Origin of the sequence: Vibrio sp. 10N.286.52.C3 (assembly GCF_041468865.1) — a bacterium.
Classification (GTDB): domain Bacteria; phylum Pseudomonadota; class Gammaproteobacteria; order Enterobacterales; family Vibrionaceae; genus Vibrio; species Vibrio crassostreae_C.
On record NZ_JBFRJM010000061.1, the window covers coordinates 75,425 to 90,617 of the forward strand.

Here is a 15,193-nt window from a genome sequence, read left to right on the forward strand (position 1 = left end):
GCCAGAGCCAGAGCCAGAGCGCCAATTTTCGAGTCACCACTCTAGCTACGCAGAAATACGCGCGGCTGAGTTTGAGGTTCCTAACCTTGAAGATGTTCAGAAACTACTCAGCCGTTTAGAGGCGACCAATGTTGTTGATGAACTGAACCTTGATGAGTTGATGGATCAGAACACCCAGAAAATCGCCCAGCAAGCAGACATGCAAATGTTTGATGCCGCGGTTGAGTCTGTTCAAGTGTTCGAAGAGCCAGAGATTCAGGATTGGAATCTTCCAGAACCCGATTTATCAATTGTTGTAGAGCCACCTGTTGAATCGCAGCAAATTGAAGAGTTACAAGCTGAATCGTTGGAGACGGAACAAGTAGAAGTTAAGGCTGTTGAGCCTGAACTTGACGTTCCTGATCCCGAGACAGTTATTGAACCCGAAACTCAAGCAGGAGGTGCTGACCAGTTTACCTCTTGGGAAAGTACGGTTCGCAAAGAAGACTTTCAAGTCTTGTATTTTGATGTAAACGGCGTGACCTTTGCGGTGCCACTTGATGAGCTTGGCGGCATCCATCGCCTTGAAGAGTTAAGTCATATCATTGGTAAGCCAGCTTGGTATTTGGGTTTACAAACCAACCGTGATAGTCAGCTAGATGTGGTCGACACCGCAAAATGGGTGATGTCTGAGAAACTATCAGGTGACGAATACAAAGAAAACTATCAATATATAGTGATGCTTGGAGAGAGCTTGTGGGGCCTGGCGGGCACAGAGCTCAAAGGCACCGAGCTACTTAATACAGACAAAGTACGTTGGCGAGAAATGGCAGGGAAACGCCCATGGCTCGCTGGTATGGTAAAAGAAAAAATGTGTGCTTTGATTCATGTTGAAGCATTAATCGCCATGCTAAACGCAGGGCTAGATGTAAAAGCATTAAGCTAGTAATAAGCATTGGGCTAACAATAAGCATCAAGTTAATAATAGTGGTCGGTAACGACGGCAAGAGGATTATCTATGTCTCATATGAGTGAAGTTGAAGTAAGAAAAGAGCAAACGAATGATGAAGTACTTCAATGGGTGACTTTCCAGCTAGAAGAAGAAACTTACGGCATCAACGTAATGCAAGTACGTGAAGTACTACGTTACAGCGAAATTGCTCCAGTACCGGGTGCTCCAGATTACGTTCTAGGTATTATTAACCTACGTGGTAACGTTGTTACTGTTATCGACACTCGTTCTCGCTTTGGTTTGATGCAAGGTGAAATCACAGACAACACTCGTATCATCGTTATTGAATCTGAGCGTCAAGTAATTGGCATTCTAGTAGATAGCGTTGCTGAAGTGGTTTACCTGCGTTCTTCTGAAATCGACACAACGCCAAGTGTTGGTACTGATGAAAGTGCTAAGTTCATCCAAGGTGTAAGTAACCGAGATGGCAAGCTACTTATCTTAGTAGATCTAAACAAACTACTAAGCGAAGACGAATGGGATGAGATGGCTCACCTGTAATGTTTGAAGCGCTTCCTTTAAGCCCTGTCGCTCTGATATCAGGCGTTGGGGTTTTTACGTTATTTATCCTGATTTTGATTAGCAAAGTAAAACGTGCGATTCAAAAGCAGCTCGATCAGTCACGCCTGCAAGTTCGTAACTTGGACAAAGAGCTTCAAAAATCGAGTAAGCAATTACTTGAGGTTCGCTCTGTTGTGGTTGGCCTTGGCCAGAAAGTGACTGAACAACAAGATCTTATCAAACATTTGAATGAACGTATTGTTGAGCTGGAACATGCGGATACCGATGGACGTTTGTACACACGTGCAACGAAAATGGTTCAGCTTGGCGCTGGGATTAACGAGTTAATTGAAGAATGTGAATTACCCAAAGCAGAAGCTGAGCTGATGATGTCTCTGCAGAACAAGCTTGCTGGTAAAGAGAAAATTCCTTCATTACGAAGCGACCCTTCATCGTACGATCAGCAACCCGATGCCTCTCGCGATCGCAGAGACCCGCCTCGACGTCGTTAAATTGAGCGCTTAATTCGTATTGAGCAATTGATGTTTATTACGTATTCCTCTTAAAAGAAGCTTCGGCTTCTTTTTTTATGCCTGTCCGATCTATATAGAACGATGTTTATAAGTGCTTGTATCTACGACAATATCTTGTTTGTTGATGAAAATGTGTAAATTGTGATGAGGTGGTAACAGTTTCTTACCGACTTTGTTCTATCGAAAACGCCTAGTCCTGTTTTGTCACCATGTTGGTGTGCTACTATAGTGCTCTCATTACTCGACTAAATTTACCTATGCTAGAAGTCTCAAATTTAACTGCTATTCGTGACGACAGGATTCTGTTTGAATCGTTGTCTTTTCAATTGAAACCAGGTGAGCTGGTTCAAGTTGAAGGTCGTAACGGTACCGGGAAAACGACACTCCTTAGGATTATTACTGGCTTAGGCGATCGCGATGACGGCACTATCTCTTGGGACGGTGAGTCTATTGAATCGAGTCGAGATGTTTATCATCAAAATTTACTTTTTCTTGGTCACCAAACAGGCGTAAAGCGCGAGCTTAGTGCTTATGAGAATCTGAGCTTTTATCAGTCGATTCACAGTGGCGGTACCAGCAAAGAAGAGCTTTATCACGCGCTGGCTCAAGTCGGGCTTGCGGGCAGAGAAGACGTACCTGCGGGGCAACTTTCAGCAGGCCAACAACGCCGAGTTGCGTTGGCTCGCCTTTGGTTGAGCAAGCAAATGTTGTGGATTCTTGATGAGCCGCTGACTGCCATTGATAAGCAGGGCGTGAAAGTTCTCGAATCTCTTTTTTCTCAGCATGCAGACAACGGTGGCATTGTGTTGTTAACCACACACCAAGATATGTTTGCTGATAGCCCGAAACTAAGAAAAATAAAGTTGGGTGAGTAATATGATCTCTTCAATGACCACGATTATCCGACGCGAACTGCTTATCGCGTTTCGACGTCAAGCGGATATCTTTAACCCTTTGTGGTTCTTCATCATTGTTATCACGCTTTTCCCTTTGAGTATTGGCCCAGAGCCAAACCTACTTGCGCGTATTGCTGCGGGTATTGTTTGGGTGGCCGCTTTGCTCTCTGCATTGCTCTCTTTAGAGCGTCTTTTCCGTGATGATTTTCAAGATGGCGCCCTTGAACAGATGATGCTGATGCCAATCCCGTTGCAGTTGGTAGTATTGTCCAAAGTCATAGCACACTGGTTGTTGACCGGGTTACCATTGATTTTAATCAGCCCATTATTGGCTGTTTTGTTGTCTTTAGATTTTGATACATGGCTCTCAGTTGTGTTGACCTTGCTGGTAGGAACACCCGCATTGAGTTTTATTGGTGCGATTGGTGTTGCGTTAACCGTTGGGTTACAGAAGGGCGGAGTCCTGTTAAGCCTGTTAATCTTGCCGCTTTACATCCCCATTTTAATCTTCGCGACGTCAGCAATTGACGCTGCGGCTTTGGGCGTTGCATACAACGGTCAATTGGCGGTGCTTGGGGCAATGTTAATGGGTGCGATGACTATGACGCCTTTTGCGATCAGTGCCGCACTTAGAGTAAGTGTGAACTGATTGGGGTTCCGTTATCGTATAGCCAATGTGAACCAAATGTGTCGATTGGACTCATAGAGTCAATAAAACTGAAAGCAAGACAAATAAAATTATTATAATTATAGCTTTAATAGCTGTAAGCAATATGAAGTAAGAGTGAGATTACAACATGTGGAAATGGCTCCATCCCTATGCCAAAGCAGAAACCTCTTATCAGCTTGCTGGTAAACTTTTGCCATGGTTTTCGATCCTAGCGCTATTGTGTCTATCCGTCGGTACCGTGTGGGGGCTTGCATTTGCGCCTTCTGATTACCAACAAGGCGATAGCTTCCGTATCATCTACATCCATGTTCCGTCTGCAATCTGGTCGATGGGCGTTTACATGTCGATGGCGATTGCTGCCTTTATCGGTTTGGTATGGCAGGTAAGGCTATCAGACATGGCCGCACTGGCGATGGCACCGATTGGCGCTGTGTTTACCTTCATTGCGTTACTAACTGGCGCAGTTTGGGGTAAACCAATGTGGGGTGCTTGGTGGGTTTGGGATGCGCGTTTAACCTCAGAGCTGATTCTTCTATTCCTATACTTGGGTGTGATCGCACTACACCACGCTTTTGACGACCAAAAAACAGCAGCGAAAGCGGCGGGTATCTTGGCTATCGTAGGCGTGATTAACCTCCCTATCATTCACTTCTCTGTAGAGTGGTGGAATACACTTCATCAAGGCGCGACCATTACTAAGTTCGCAAAACCTTCGATCTCAAGTGACATGCTATGGCCGCTTCTTCTTAACATCTTCGGCTTCGCCTTTTTCTTTGGTGCTGTGACTATGGTTCGTTTCCGTAACGAAATCATCAGTAAAGAGAGTCACCGTCCATGGGTTCGCAAGCTTGCGGCTGAAAAAGCGTAGTAGGGTAGGTAATTATGTATTTTGAATCTTTGAGTGATTTCTTAGCCATGGGAGGTTATGCCTCGTATGTCTGGAGTGCATTTGGAATCACATTCCTCGCGATGATCATTTTACTGGTCGTAAGCGTTCGTCGTGGTAAGCAATTACTAAATGAAGTACAAGCTAAGATTGATCGTCAAGCTCGTATCGATGCAGCAAAAAATATGGAGAACACTCTATGAACCCAAGACGTAAAAAGAGGCTGGGCATTGTCTTAGCGATCTTTTTTGGTATCAGTGCGACTGTTGGATTGATGGTTTACGCACTTAACCAGAACATGGATCTGTTCTACACACCAACTGAGCTGGTCAACGGCAAAGATGGTAAGAAACCTGAAGTTGGTCAACGCCTACGTATTGGTGGCATGGTCGTAGTCGGCTCTGTAAGCCGTGACAATGAATCACTACGTGTAAGCTTTGATTTGCAAGATGTAGGCCCTAAAGTAACAATTCTATACGATGGCATCCTTCCTGATCTTTTCCGTGAAGGCCAAGGTATTGTTGCTCAGGGTGTTCTTAAAAATGCAACGACAATCGAAGCGTTTGAGGTGTTGGCAAAGCACGATGAAGAGTACATGCCTTCTGAAGTTGCGGAAGCAATGAAGAAAACCCATGAGCCTTTGCAATACACGACTGAACAAAAAGAAGGAAATGCTCAATGATAGCCGAGATCGGCCATTTTGCGATGATCCTGTCCTTGGGACTTGCATTGCTGCTAAGCGTGCTCCCACTGTATGGAGCCGCTCGAAATAACACATTATTGATGAACAGCGCACGACCGTTGTCGTGGGGTATGTTCGGATTCTTAGCGATTTCGTTCTTTATCCTGTGTTACGCGTTCTACACAAATGATTTTACGATTCAATACGTAGCAAGTAACTCGAATAGCCAACTGCCTTGGTACTACCGAATTACGGCGGTTTGGGGCGCTCACGAAGGTTCATTACTGCTTTGGGTTCTTATCCAAGCGGGTTGGACGGTTGCTGTAGCGACGTTTAGTCGTGGTATGCCTCAAGAGTCTGTGGCTCGCGTACTGGCTATCATGGGTTTGATTACTGTCGGCTTCTTGCTGTTCATTATCGTAACGTCTAACCCGTTCCTACGTACATTGCCTTTCTTCCCTGTAGATGGCCGTGACTTGAACCCACTACTGCAAGACCCGGGTTTGATTATTCACCCGCCAATGCTTTACATGGGTTATGTAGGTTTCTCTGTTGCGTTCTCTTTCGCAATCGCTTCTCTAATGAGTGGTCGTCTTGATACGGCATGGGCTCGTTGGTCACGTCCTTGGACAATCGCAGCTTGGTTATTCCTAACGGTAGGTATCGCACTAGGTTCATGGTGGGCTTACTACGAACTTGGCTGGGGTGGCTGGTGGTTCTGGGATCCAGTAGAAAACGCTTCATTCATGCCTTGGTTGGCTGGTACTGCTCTAATGCACTCACTAGCGGTAACTGAAAAGCGTGGCACATTTAAAGCTTGGACAGTATTGCTGGCTATCTCTGCATTCTCGCTAAGCTTACTAGGTACATTCTTAGTTCGTTCGGGCATCTTGGTATCTGTTCACGCATTCGCGTCGGATCCTGCTCGTGGTATGTTTATTCTAGGTTTCCTAGTCTTTGTTATTGGTGGTTCACTGCTGTTGTTCGCGGTTAAAGGCGCATCGGTTCGTGTTCGCGGTAACTTCGATTTGGTTTCTCGTGAAAACGCACTGCTTGGTAACAACATCTTATTGATTGCAGCGCTTGTCGTTGTATTAGTCGGTACGCTACTGCCATTAGTTCACAAACAGTTAGGCTTGGGCTCGGTATCTATCGGTGCTCCATTCTTTGACATGCTGTTCTTTTGGTTAATGATTCCGTTCTCGTTCTTGCTTGGTATCGGTCCTCTGATCCGCTGGAAACGTGACAACCTGTCTAAGCTTGTTAAACCAATGCTGATTTCAGGTGCATTCTCACTGGGCTTGAGTGCGCTAATGGTTGCTCTATTGGCCGACCGCTTCAGTGGTACTGCGTTTGCTGGTTGGGTAATGGCGTTCTGGATTATCTTCATGCACGGCTTTGAGTTGCATGAACGTGCGACTCACCGTCACACATTCCTGAAAGGTCTAACTAAGCTACCTCGAAGCCACTGGGCAATGATGTGTGGTCACATTGGTTTAGCCGTGACAGTGATTGGTATCGCGATGGTGCAAAACTACAGCATCGAACGTGATGTGCGTCTGGCGCCAGGTGAAAGCTACCAGCTTGAAGAATACAGCTTCCTGTTTACAGGGGTTCGTGACAAAGATGGTCCTAACTACGATGGTTACATTGCTGACTTTGAAATTACTAAAGAAGGCAAATACATCAACACGCTTCACGCTGAAAAACGTTTCTACACCACAGCTAAGTCTATGATGACGGAAGCAGCGATTGACCGTGGTGTAACGCGCGATCTTTACATCGCGATGGGTGAACGTTTAGACGACAACAAATCTTGGGCTGTACGTATCTACTACAAACCATTTGTACGTTGGATCTGGGCAGGCTCTTTGATCATGTCGATTGGTGGCGCTATTGCTATCAGTGACCGTCGTTACCGTTTCCGTAAGCCAACCAAAAAGTCGGCTGAAGAGCAGGAGGCTTAATCCGAATGAACAAGAAGATTTTATTCATTCCATTGATTGCGTTCATGGTTCTAGCTGGAATCTTTGCAACGCAATTAATGCGCAACCAGTCGGGTGATGACCCAACTAAGCTTGAATCCGTATTGATTGGTAAGCCTGTGCCTGAGTTTGACCTAGAAGATTTAGAGCAACCAGGTAAGCTGCATGATCAAGCTATCTTTAAAGGTGAGCCGTTGCTTCTTAACGTATGGGCGACTTGGTGCCCTACTTGTTATGCAGAGCACTCTTACCTGAACAAACTTGCTGGTCAAGGGGTTAAGATCATTGGTCTTAATTACAAAGATGATCGCAATAAAGCGGTTGGTTGGTTAAAAGAGCTGGGTAACCCGTACCTAATCAGCCTGTTTGATGGTAATGGCATGCTAGGTCTTGACCTCGGCGTGTATGGCGCACCTGAAACTTTCCTAATTGATGCTAACGGTGTGGTTCGTTACCGCCATGTTGGTGATGTGAACCCGACCAACTGGGCATCGACGCTTGAGCCGATGTATCAAGAGTTGTTGGAGGAATCGAAATGATTAGAAAGGCATTGATTACTCTATTTGCTACGTTCGCAATCTCAGCGACGGTTTCTGCTGCACCTATCGAATTTCATGAATTTGATACCGTAGATCAAGAGCAGCAGTTCAAAGAGCTAAGCAATACATTACGCTGCCCTAAATGTCAGAACAACACGATTGGTGATTCGAACGCTGAGTTAGCGGTCGACTTACGTCAAAAAGTGTACGAGATGACAAAAGACGGTAAGTCGAAGCAAGATATCATTGATTACATGATTGCTCGCTACGGTAACTTTGTGACTTACAATCCACCACTGACACTAGCAACATCGATCCTTTGGATTGGTCCGTTTGCGGTGGTTGTGTTTGGATTTGGCTTGATCATTTTGCGAAGCAGAAAGTCAAAATCGAAAGCGGCAGTAGAGTCAGATAAAGACTGGGATGCAGACAAAGAAGCTCGCTTAAAAGCGTTACTCGATGAAGAGAACGACGGAGATAAGAAGTAATGACTCTATTTTGGATTTCTACCATTATCCTTTCGCTAGCGGCAATTTTCTTAATTGTTCTGCCTTTCATTAACAAGAAGGCAAACAATGACGAAATGCTTCGCGACGAGTTGAACAAAGCATTCTATAAAGACCGTCTTGTCGAGTTAGAAGTAGAAGCAGAGGAAGGTCTTGTTGATAACCAACAAGAACTGATCGATGATTTGAAACAGTCTCTGCTTGATGATGTTCCTGCACAAGAAGAGATGAAGAAGACTCAAATCTCTACGCTTGGTGTGGTTGTACCGTCGATCATCCTTGTCGTCGTTGTGACTTATGGTATGTACTTTAAGTTCGGTGCGTTGGACAAAGTTCAACACTGGCAAGAAGTGAGCTCGAACCTTCCTGAATTGTCTAAAAAGCTAATGTCATCGGAAGGTGGTGCACTAACGGATGATGAGTTGGAAGATTTGACTCTAGCGCTTCGTACTCGTCTGCATTACCAACCAAAAGATTCAACAGGTTGGTTGCTACTCGGTCGTATTGCACTGGCTAACCGTGATGCTGAAACAGCAAAAGATTCTATGGAGCGAGCTTACAAGCTTGAACCTAAGAATGAAGATGTTCAGTTAGGTTTCGCACAAGCACTGATGCTTTCACCTGATGAAGCGGATCAAAACCAAGCTCGTTTGATTTTGAGCCGTTTGATTCAAAACGATTACGTCGACCTTCGTGTGTTCTCACTGCTAGCGTTCGATGCATTTGAGCGTCAAGACTACCCGGGTGCTGTGAAGTACTGGAGCATCATGCAACAGATGATTGGTCCACAAGACAGTCGCTATGAAATGCTTTCGCGCAGTATTGAAAGTGCTCAGAAGAAAATGGGCGACACTATGGGTGTCGACCAAGGTAAGACTGTTGCTGTAACGCTCGATCTATCTGCAGACGTGAATGCTGACCCTAACTCAGTGTTAATTGTGTCAGTACACAGAGCTGATGGTTCTCCAATGCCTATCGCAGCGGCACGCTACCCACTAGGGACTTTCCCTCGTACGGTTGTGCTAGATGACGGCAACAGCATGCTGGAAGGGCAAGAGCTGTCTAGCCTTGAAACACTGATGGTTAGAGCTAGGCTTGATACAGACGGCAACGTTTCAACTCGCGAAGGTGATTGGTACGGTGAAAGTGAAGTGGTTGAATTGGGCGCTCCAGTTACCATTGATATCAATAAGCAATATTAATCATCACTTTGCATAGGTGTTATCTATTCCGATTTGCAGATAAACGGTATAGACTTAGCCAAACAATTGAGGCCAGCGATTGCTGGCCTTTTTTATTATTTGAATTCCTTATGGAAAAGGTGATATGTCTGTCAGTGTTTTAAGACTCTCGAGTTTACTTTTTATCGCAAGCTTAACGGTTGGGTGTTCAAGTGCGCCGGACGAAAGTGTTAACGATGATAACCTCGAAACCTCTGAATACGTCGAAGAGTCCCACTCCAATGATCCTTTTGAAGGTTTCAACCGAGCGATGTGGGATATCAACTACGAATATCTAGATCCTTACTTAGTTCGCCCTGTTTCCCTCGCTTATGTTGACTACACCCCTGTGCCAGTACGTTCTGGTATATCCAATTTTCTAGCCAACTTAGACGAACCATCAAGCATGGTGAATAACCTTATTATGGGCAATGGTGAAAAAGCACTCGACCATTTCAATCGTTTTTGGATTAACTCAACGATTGGTTTGTTAGGCTTGATCGATATTGCCAGCGAAGCAGGGATCACCAAGTACGATGATAAGTCGTTCTCTGATGCGATTGGTCATTACGGGGTAGGGAATGGTCCTTACTTCATGGTGCCGGGTTATGGCCCAATAACAACGCGCGAAGTGACTGAAACCGTTGATGGTATGTATGTGCCTCTGTCTTTCTTGAACTTCTGGGCTAGCTTAGGCAAGTGGGCATTCGAAGGCATGGAAACACGTGCTCAGTTAGTGTCACAAGAAGCGCTGTTGGATGACTCGCCAGATCCATATGCGTTAACGCGAGATGTTTATATTCAACGTCGTGACTTTAAAGCCGAGATCGAGCCTGAAGAGGTCGACCTTGAAGAAGAAGATTTGATCGATGGTTATCTAGAAGATTACTAGAAACATGATTTAGAAAATCGATAAAAGAAAGGCTCGATGTTGATGCAACATCGAGCCTTTTTAATGCTTTCTACTTTTAGGGAGGTAGATTAGAAGCGGTAGTTAGCTTGGATACCTACTAGCCAGATGCTACCTGTTACTTCACCTTCGAAGTCACCACCAAATGGTGCAGAACTTGCGTCATCTTCAACCATTTTTGCGTCTTTAGCTAGAATGTAAGTGAAGCCAGCATCTAGAGTTAGTTGCTCAGACCATTGATATCCAGCACCAATGCTTAACCAAGTGCGGTCTGTTTCTGGGATCGTTGCCGTACGGTGCTCATCGCTTACCGCTGAAGTATCGTATGCGATACCAGAGCGTAGAGCTAACTTAGGCGTCATTTGGTAAGTAGTACCAAGAGCAAAGCGGTAGTTATCTTCCCAGTTCTCTTGCTTGATATCTTGAGTTCGAGCAGGACCGAATTCAGGGATGTCAGCTACTAGTTCTTTAAAGCTGCTCCAGTTAGTCCAGTTAACGCTCGCATGTACAGCGACCTTATCTGATAGTTGATGGAAGCTTGCTAGCTCGGCGGTAGCTGGCAATGCAAGTTGCATTGAGCCGTTATATTTTGACTTCACAGGAGTACCTAAAGCGCCAGCAACAGCATCAAAAGCGACACCATTTGCGTGGCCTTCAAGCGTTAGGTCTACTTCTGACTTGTAGGTAAAACCAAGGCGGTTGTTTTCATTGATCTGCCAAGCGGTACCAACTTGCCAGCCCCACGCTGTGTCATCACCTTCCATGTATTTTAAAGCTGTACCTTGAGGCATAGGAACTAGAGAGTTAACTGTAGATACCGCTCCAAAGCTACCTTCAGCCATGATGTAACGAATACCACCACCAATAGATACGCTTTCAAGTACTTGGTAAGCCGCGTTTAGGTTTAGCTCCATTGTGGTAACACTTGCTTCGTTACCGTGGTTCGCACCACCAAAGTCTGTGCCTAGGTCTGTTTCCATACCGTAGTTGGTACCAGCTGCAAAACCTAATGCAAATTTGTCGTTGTACTTATGAGAAACATAAAAGTTTGGAATTACTGCACTGTGCGCAAAATCGCTAGAATTTGACGAAGTAGATTGTCCCATCATGGACGTAGAAGTACCGTCGATATCGATGTTAGGGTCAACATAGATAGCACCAACAGAAACCTGAGTACCTTCTAGGTAAGTCAGCATGGCAGGGTTACGCCATTGTGCGTCTGCGCCGTCAGCCATTGCAGCTTCACCAGCGTATGCGCGGCCAAGGCCTGTTGCTGAGTATTCTGCTAGTTGAAAACCTGCCGCGTGAGTGACGGTAGAAGTCGAAAGTAGTCCAACTGCCACTGCAGCAGATAGAAGAGTCTTATTCATTTTCATTATTATGTTCGCTGAATCATAAGTATTTAGTGGCGTGATTCTACGTTTAGAGTCATTACTTTAAAAATGAAATTCGAATAAAACAGTGTTTTAGGGATTTAATGAGTAAATGTGTTTAATTATTAGAGAAATAATCTAAATGTTTCTGCTGTGTTGCGAAGTTTGAGCGTACACTTGTAGTCATATATTGACCTTGCAGGCTACAGTTGTAAGCTTAAATTGATTTGAGTCAGTGGTTTAGGCAATAAAAAAGGGTCGCATAATGCGACCCTTTTAGACTAGTTTTAGCAGAAGCTAGAAGCTAGAAGCTAGAAGCTATAGCTGTATTGAATACCAGCTAGGATTGCGTCTGCGTGAGTAGTTGCTGTTAGAGCACCATTACCCTCGTTTACATCTACATCCTCACCTAGCAGGTAAGTAAAGCCGAAGTCAACTGTATGCTGTTGTTGGAATGCGTATGTGAAACCTGCAGAGAACCATTGACGATCTGAATCAGGTACAGAAATCGAAGTTACTTTATCTTGAGCTGCTGTGTCGTACATGTAACCAGCTCGTAGAGTCCAAGCATCATTTAGGAAGTAAGTACCACCAATAGCGTAGTGCCAACCGTCTTGCCACTGGTAGTTACCAATTTCTTGCTTACCAGCAACAGAATCCGCTTCAAGGGTGTCAAATGTGTTCCAACCAATCCATTGTACAGAGTAGTGAACCGCAAATTTAGTATCTTTAATCTCATGGTAACCAGAGAACTCAGCCATGCTTGGTAACGATAGGTATAATGTGTCTAGCGGAAGAGCTCCACCTAACGTCATGTCCCCGTCTGCTTCAATTTCAGGACTGTAGTGGTAAGAAAATCCGAAGCGGTTTGCTGAGTCTACTTCATATACTGCACCAATGTTCCAACCCAAACCAATACCATCAGCATCGATAGATGCTAAGTTAGTTGTACTAGTAACACCAGTAGCAGGGTTAGTGGTTGTTAGATTTCTCTCTAGTTTACCGCTACCTTGAATGATATCTAAACCAGCACCAACAGAGAATTGCTCATTTACACGGTACGAAGCTGATAATGCATAGTTGATGCTTTTGATTTCAGTAGTACCGCCATATGCTGATAGACCTGTGTGTGCACCACCTAAAGCGCTGCTTGAACCAAAGTTGCTATCAAAATTATTGGTTGTACCAAAATTTGAATATATACCAGCACCAAATGCCCATTGGTCATTTAGTCGGTGGATATAGTAGATATTAGGAACCGGAGTACCACTGCTATTATTCGCACTATCTACAGGCACTGCACCGCCAGCGGTTACATTTGTTACATCGATGTCAGTCTCGATATAGTTGATACCAGCAGAGAACTGAGATGAATCAAACAAAGCCATTGCTGCTGAGTTACGAGCCATAACAGAAGCATTATCTGCGATTACCGCATCACCAGCAAAAGCACGACCAAGGCCGGTTGCTGATTGTGAGTTAAGTTGGAAACCTGCTGCCATCGCTTGCGAAGACGCCAGTGTAATTGTTACTGCTAAAAGAGACTTTTTAAACAGACGCGTGTTGTTGGTAGTCATTCATTTATTCCTTTATATATCCGCCTCTACAGGGCGATTAATTTGAGCAATTGCTCAATGGTGGCTGATCCTATTCGCAAGTATACGATATACAAATCCGACCATTGGGAATTTTGAGTGGAAAATTATGGAAATGACGCCTATCTGGCACGAAAATGGTGTGAAATGCTGTTTTTTAGAGTTTTAACTCTAGAGGTATTGGTGGTGTGAATGGTTTTGTGGTTTATTTATAAATAAAGCCCATCAATATCAGTAATATAATTGCTGGGCCTTTTGTGACGGGGCTTTAAGAGCGAATCAGCTCATTGGTTTGATCATTTTTGTCAGCTTTTCGGCGATTTTGGAAACATCCTCACCATTTTCACCCACAAGGATTAAGCTGCTGCCATCTACGGGTGTTACCGAGCCGGACATGCCTTTTTCATCAAAATCGATAGGTTTGTCTGTTGGAATACCGGTTAAAAACAGTGTTACTTTTCCTTTTGCGCCTTGGAAGACCATATGTACTGCGTTGGATTTACCAAAGCCACAGTGGTTTAGGTAATAAACATGGTAAGGGAAAGCGTCATCAAACTGAAAAGCAAATGGGTTCATTTTTGCGTTGATCTGCTGCGATGTAACCTGTTCATCGATGCTACTAACAAAGCTCTTCTCATCAACAACATGCTTCATCGCTGTATCAACTAAACTAGCTTGCGCAGGTGAAACGAATGCATTTCCCCAATTCACTTGGCCAACTAATAAACCTGCAACGAATGCTACTGAGGCGGCCATTGCCATTGCTCGTCTCGCAAACGTTGGCCTTACTACTTTGCTTTCTTCGCTTGAGGTCTGATTGAACAGAATACGATCAGCAAGATCGTCTGGCACATCCACATTCATCGCAGAGTGGATCTGTTTATCAAGCGCTAGTACATCGTCTAAGAAGTTACTATTGGCTTCGCTATTCGCGGTCGCATCAACAATATCTTGTGTACGTTGTTTAGGTTCCGACAATACACGACGACGAAATTCCAAATCATCCATTATGTTGCCCCCTCTCTGCCTCTTCTGTATCCAACAGCTCTTTCAACTGATTTCGAGCTCTGAATAAACGTGTCATCACCGTGTTTTTGTTGAGATCGAGAATATCGGCAATCTCATCACCACTAAAACCACCAATCACTTGCAAGAAGAGAGGTTCACGGTAATCAATTTCAAGTTTCATGATCTGGGCTTGCAACCACTGATGCTGATGGTGCGGGTCATCACTGACACTAGCATCGTTACCGTGATCGTCGATATCAACCAGATCAAACTGTTTGCGTTCAAAACGTCGAGCGTTCTCGCGTCTCAAGATGGTAATCAGCCAAGATTTGGCGGCTTTTTCATCTTGAAGGCTATCGAGTGACTTCCATGCACGAAGGCAAGTTTCTTGAACTAAGTCTTCGGCAATGCTTTTGTCTTTGCATAACCAATAGGCGTAGCGAAAGAGGTCACGATGATAGGCGCGCACAAGTGCTTCGTATTTTCTTTGTTTGTCCATATCAGAGTTGACCGGACGCTTGGCTGTTTTCTTTCCAAACATTTTTATTATTGACACACGAGCCTCCATAATTGCTCTGCGTATAGCTGTCCTCTATACGTTGTGCTTCGTTTTTATATTTTTAGAGCTAACGATCGGCAGGAAATCGTAAAATCACATTAAAATTGATCTACTTCAAAATCTAAGGCCTCGAACTCGTTATAGTACACCTTGTCGTCTAGTTAGTCATTCGTGGCTAGCATGTTGAGCAAGACGACACTTCCTTTTGAAGGCTGACTTTACTTTCTCCTAATCAGGAAACTGATTATTTCAATTGGCGCTAAGTTAATTGCTTTATATACATTCCGACCACACAGCTTTGTGTGGTTTTTTTTTGCCTCAAGAAAACCATTCCCTACA

At 44.5% G+C, this 15,193-nt stretch carries 17 protein-coding genes; 13 read left to right on the forward strand and 4 right to left on the reverse strand.

Translation table 11 applies throughout. The features are described from left to right. From AB4138_RS19150 to AB4138_RS19210, 13 genes are all read left to right on the forward strand, one after another. Nucleotides 1–925: chemotaxis protein CheW (locus AB4138_RS19150; protein ID WP_372082571.1), on the forward strand; the 925-nt coding region annotated here is incomplete at its 5' end. Nucleotides 926–997: 72 nt separating this feature from the next. After that, complete coding sequence (locus AB4138_RS19155) at nucleotides 998–1,492, forward strand: chemotaxis protein CheW (protein ID WP_017064109.1); 495 nt, start codon at nucleotides 998–1,000, stop codon at nucleotides 1,490–1,492. Beyond that, entirely contained in the window at nucleotides 1,492–2,004 is a 513-nt protein-coding gene (locus AB4138_RS19160) for a DUF2802 domain-containing protein (protein WP_017060660.1), read from the forward strand. The genes AB4138_RS19155 and AB4138_RS19160 overlap by 1 nt, the downstream gene beginning before the upstream one ends. A gap of 278 nt (nucleotides 2,005–2,282) precedes the next feature. Further along, complete coding sequence (gene ccmA, locus AB4138_RS19165) at nucleotides 2,283–2,900, forward strand: cytochrome c biogenesis heme-transporting ATPase CcmA (protein WP_017060659.1); 618 nt, start codon at nucleotides 2,283–2,285, stop codon at nucleotides 2,898–2,900. Between the two features lies 1 nt (nucleotide 2,901). Continuing rightward, entirely contained in the window at nucleotides 2,902–3,570 is a 669-nt protein-coding gene (gene ccmB / locus AB4138_RS19170; protein ID WP_017060658.1) for a heme exporter protein CcmB, read from the forward strand. Nucleotides 3,571–3,718: 148 nt separating this feature from the next. After that, nucleotides 3,719–4,459: a heme ABC transporter permease gene (locus AB4138_RS19175; RefSeq protein ID WP_102332830.1), complete on the forward strand. Its 741-nt coding sequence runs from the start codon at nucleotides 3,719–3,721 to the stop codon at nucleotides 4,457–4,459. A gap of 14 nt (nucleotides 4,460–4,473) precedes the next feature. After that, entirely contained in the window at nucleotides 4,474–4,680 is a 207-nt protein-coding gene (gene ccmD, locus AB4138_RS19180; RefSeq protein WP_017060656.1) for a heme exporter protein CcmD, read from the forward strand. After that, complete coding sequence (gene ccmE / locus AB4138_RS19185; RefSeq protein WP_017064106.1) at nucleotides 4,677–5,159, forward strand: cytochrome c maturation protein CcmE; 483 nt, start codon at nucleotides 4,677–4,679, stop codon at nucleotides 5,157–5,159. The genes ccmD and ccmE overlap by 4 nt, the downstream gene beginning before the upstream one ends. Next, nucleotides 5,156–7,126, forward strand: coding sequence for a heme lyase CcmF/NrfE family subunit (locus AB4138_RS19190; RefSeq protein ID WP_017060654.1), 1,971 nt, complete (start codon nucleotides 5,156–5,158; stop codon nucleotides 7,124–7,126). The genes ccmE and AB4138_RS19190 overlap by 4 nt, the downstream gene beginning before the upstream one ends. Before the next feature lie 5 nt (nucleotides 7,127–7,131). After that, complete coding sequence (locus tag AB4138_RS19195; protein WP_017066365.1) at nucleotides 7,132–7,683, forward strand: DsbE family thiol:disulfide interchange protein; 552 nt, start codon at nucleotides 7,132–7,134, stop codon at nucleotides 7,681–7,683. Beyond that, complete coding sequence (locus AB4138_RS19200; RefSeq protein ID WP_017066364.1) at nucleotides 7,680–8,171, forward strand: cytochrome c-type biogenesis protein; 492 nt, start codon at nucleotides 7,680–7,682, stop codon at nucleotides 8,169–8,171. Before AB4138_RS19195 ends, AB4138_RS19200 begins: the two co-directional genes overlap by 4 nt. Further along, nucleotides 8,171–9,391 carry a c-type cytochrome biogenesis protein CcmI gene (ccmI, locus tag AB4138_RS19205; RefSeq protein WP_017066363.1) on the forward strand — a complete coding sequence of 407 codons (1,221 nt, stop codon included), beginning with the start codon at nucleotides 8,171–8,173 and terminating at the stop codon, nucleotides 9,389–9,391. Before AB4138_RS19200 ends, ccmI begins: the two co-directional genes overlap by 1 nt. Nucleotides 9,392–9,515: 124 nt before the next feature. Beyond that, the gene (locus AB4138_RS19210; protein ID WP_372146271.1) at nucleotides 9,516–10,301 is read left to right on the forward strand and encodes a VacJ family lipoprotein; all 786 of its coding nucleotides are present in this window, start codon (nucleotides 9,516–9,518) and stop codon (nucleotides 10,299–10,301) included. An 89-nt stretch (nucleotides 10,302–10,390) separates the two neighbouring features. Here the strand turns inward: AB4138_RS19210 and AB4138_RS19215 are convergent, their stop codons facing one another. From AB4138_RS19215 to AB4138_RS19230, 4 genes are all read right to left on the reverse strand, one after another. Beyond that, nucleotides 10,391–11,695, reverse strand: a complete 1,305-nt coding sequence (locus tag AB4138_RS19215) for an outer membrane protein transport protein (protein WP_372307293.1) — start codon at nucleotides 11,693–11,695, stop codon at nucleotides 10,391–10,393. Nucleotides 11,696–12,003: 308 nt separating this feature from the next. Beyond that, entirely contained in the window at nucleotides 12,004–13,269 is a 1,266-nt protein-coding gene (locus AB4138_RS19220; RefSeq protein WP_102503978.1) for an outer membrane protein transport protein, read from the reverse strand. 297 nt (nucleotides 13,270–13,566) lie between these two features. Beyond that, a complete protein-coding gene (locus tag AB4138_RS19225) occupies nucleotides 13,567–14,295 on the reverse strand; it encodes a DUF3379 domain-containing protein (protein ID WP_017060647.1) in 729 nt (242 codons plus the stop codon). After that, complete coding sequence (locus AB4138_RS19230) at nucleotides 14,288–14,836, reverse strand: sigma-70 family RNA polymerase sigma factor (protein ID WP_017060646.1); 549 nt, start codon at nucleotides 14,834–14,836, stop codon at nucleotides 14,288–14,290. The genes AB4138_RS19225 and AB4138_RS19230 overlap by 8 nt, the downstream gene beginning before the upstream one ends. Nucleotides 14,837–15,193 lie beyond the last annotated feature (357 nt).

Bases quoted from the DNA above. Each gene is read 5' to 3' on its own strand.
- ccmB (WP_017060658.1), top strand. From the start codon at position 2,902: ATGATCTCTTCAATGACCACGATTATCCGACGCGAACTGCTTATCGCG.
- AB4138_RS19225 (WP_017060647.1), bottom strand. From the start codon at position 14,295: ATGGATGATTTGGAATTTCGTCGTCGTGTATTGTCGGAACCTAAACAA.
- AB4138_RS19175 (WP_102332830.1), top strand. From the start codon at position 3,719: ATGTGGAAATGGCTCCATCCCTATGCCAAAGCAGAAACCTCTTATCAG.
- ccmD (WP_017060656.1), top strand. From the start codon at position 4,474: ATGTATTTTGAATCTTTGAGTGATTTCTTAGCCATGGGAGGTTATGCC.
- AB4138_RS19215 (WP_372307293.1), bottom strand. From the start codon at position 11,695: ATGAAAATGAATAAGACTCTTCTATCTGCTGCAGTGGCAGTTGGACTA.
- AB4138_RS19200 (WP_017066364.1), top strand. From the start codon at position 7,680: ATGATTAGAAAGGCATTGATTACTCTATTTGCTACGTTCGCAATCTCA.
- AB4138_RS19210 (WP_372146271.1), top strand. From the start codon at position 9,516: ATGTCTGTCAGTGTTTTAAGACTCTCGAGTTTACTTTTTATCGCAAGC.
- ccmI (WP_017066363.1), top strand. From the start codon at position 8,171: ATGACTCTATTTTGGATTTCTACCATTATCCTTTCGCTAGCGGCAATT.
- ccmE (WP_017064106.1), top strand. From the start codon at position 4,677: ATGAACCCAAGACGTAAAAAGAGGCTGGGCATTGTCTTAGCGATCTTT.
- AB4138_RS19195 (WP_017066365.1), top strand. From the start codon at position 7,132: ATGAACAAGAAGATTTTATTCATTCCATTGATTGCGTTCATGGTTCTA.
- AB4138_RS19220 (WP_102503978.1), bottom strand. From the start codon at position 13,269: ATGACTACCAACAACACGCGTCTGTTTAAAAAGTCTCTTTTAGCAGTA.
- ccmA (WP_017060659.1), top strand. From the start codon at position 2,283: ATGCTAGAAGTCTCAAATTTAACTGCTATTCGTGACGACAGGATTCTG.
- AB4138_RS19190 (WP_017060654.1), top strand. From the start codon at position 5,156: ATGATAGCCGAGATCGGCCATTTTGCGATGATCCTGTCCTTGGGACTT.
- AB4138_RS19160 (WP_017060660.1), top strand. From the start codon at position 1,492: ATGTTTGAAGCGCTTCCTTTAAGCCCTGTCGCTCTGATATCAGGCGTT.
- AB4138_RS19230 (WP_017060646.1), bottom strand. From the start codon at position 14,836: ATGTTTGGAAAGAAAACAGCCAAGCGTCCGGTCAACTCTGATATGGAC.
- AB4138_RS19155 (WP_017064109.1), top strand. From the start codon at position 998: ATGTCTCATATGAGTGAAGTTGAAGTAAGAAAAGAGCAAACGAATGAT.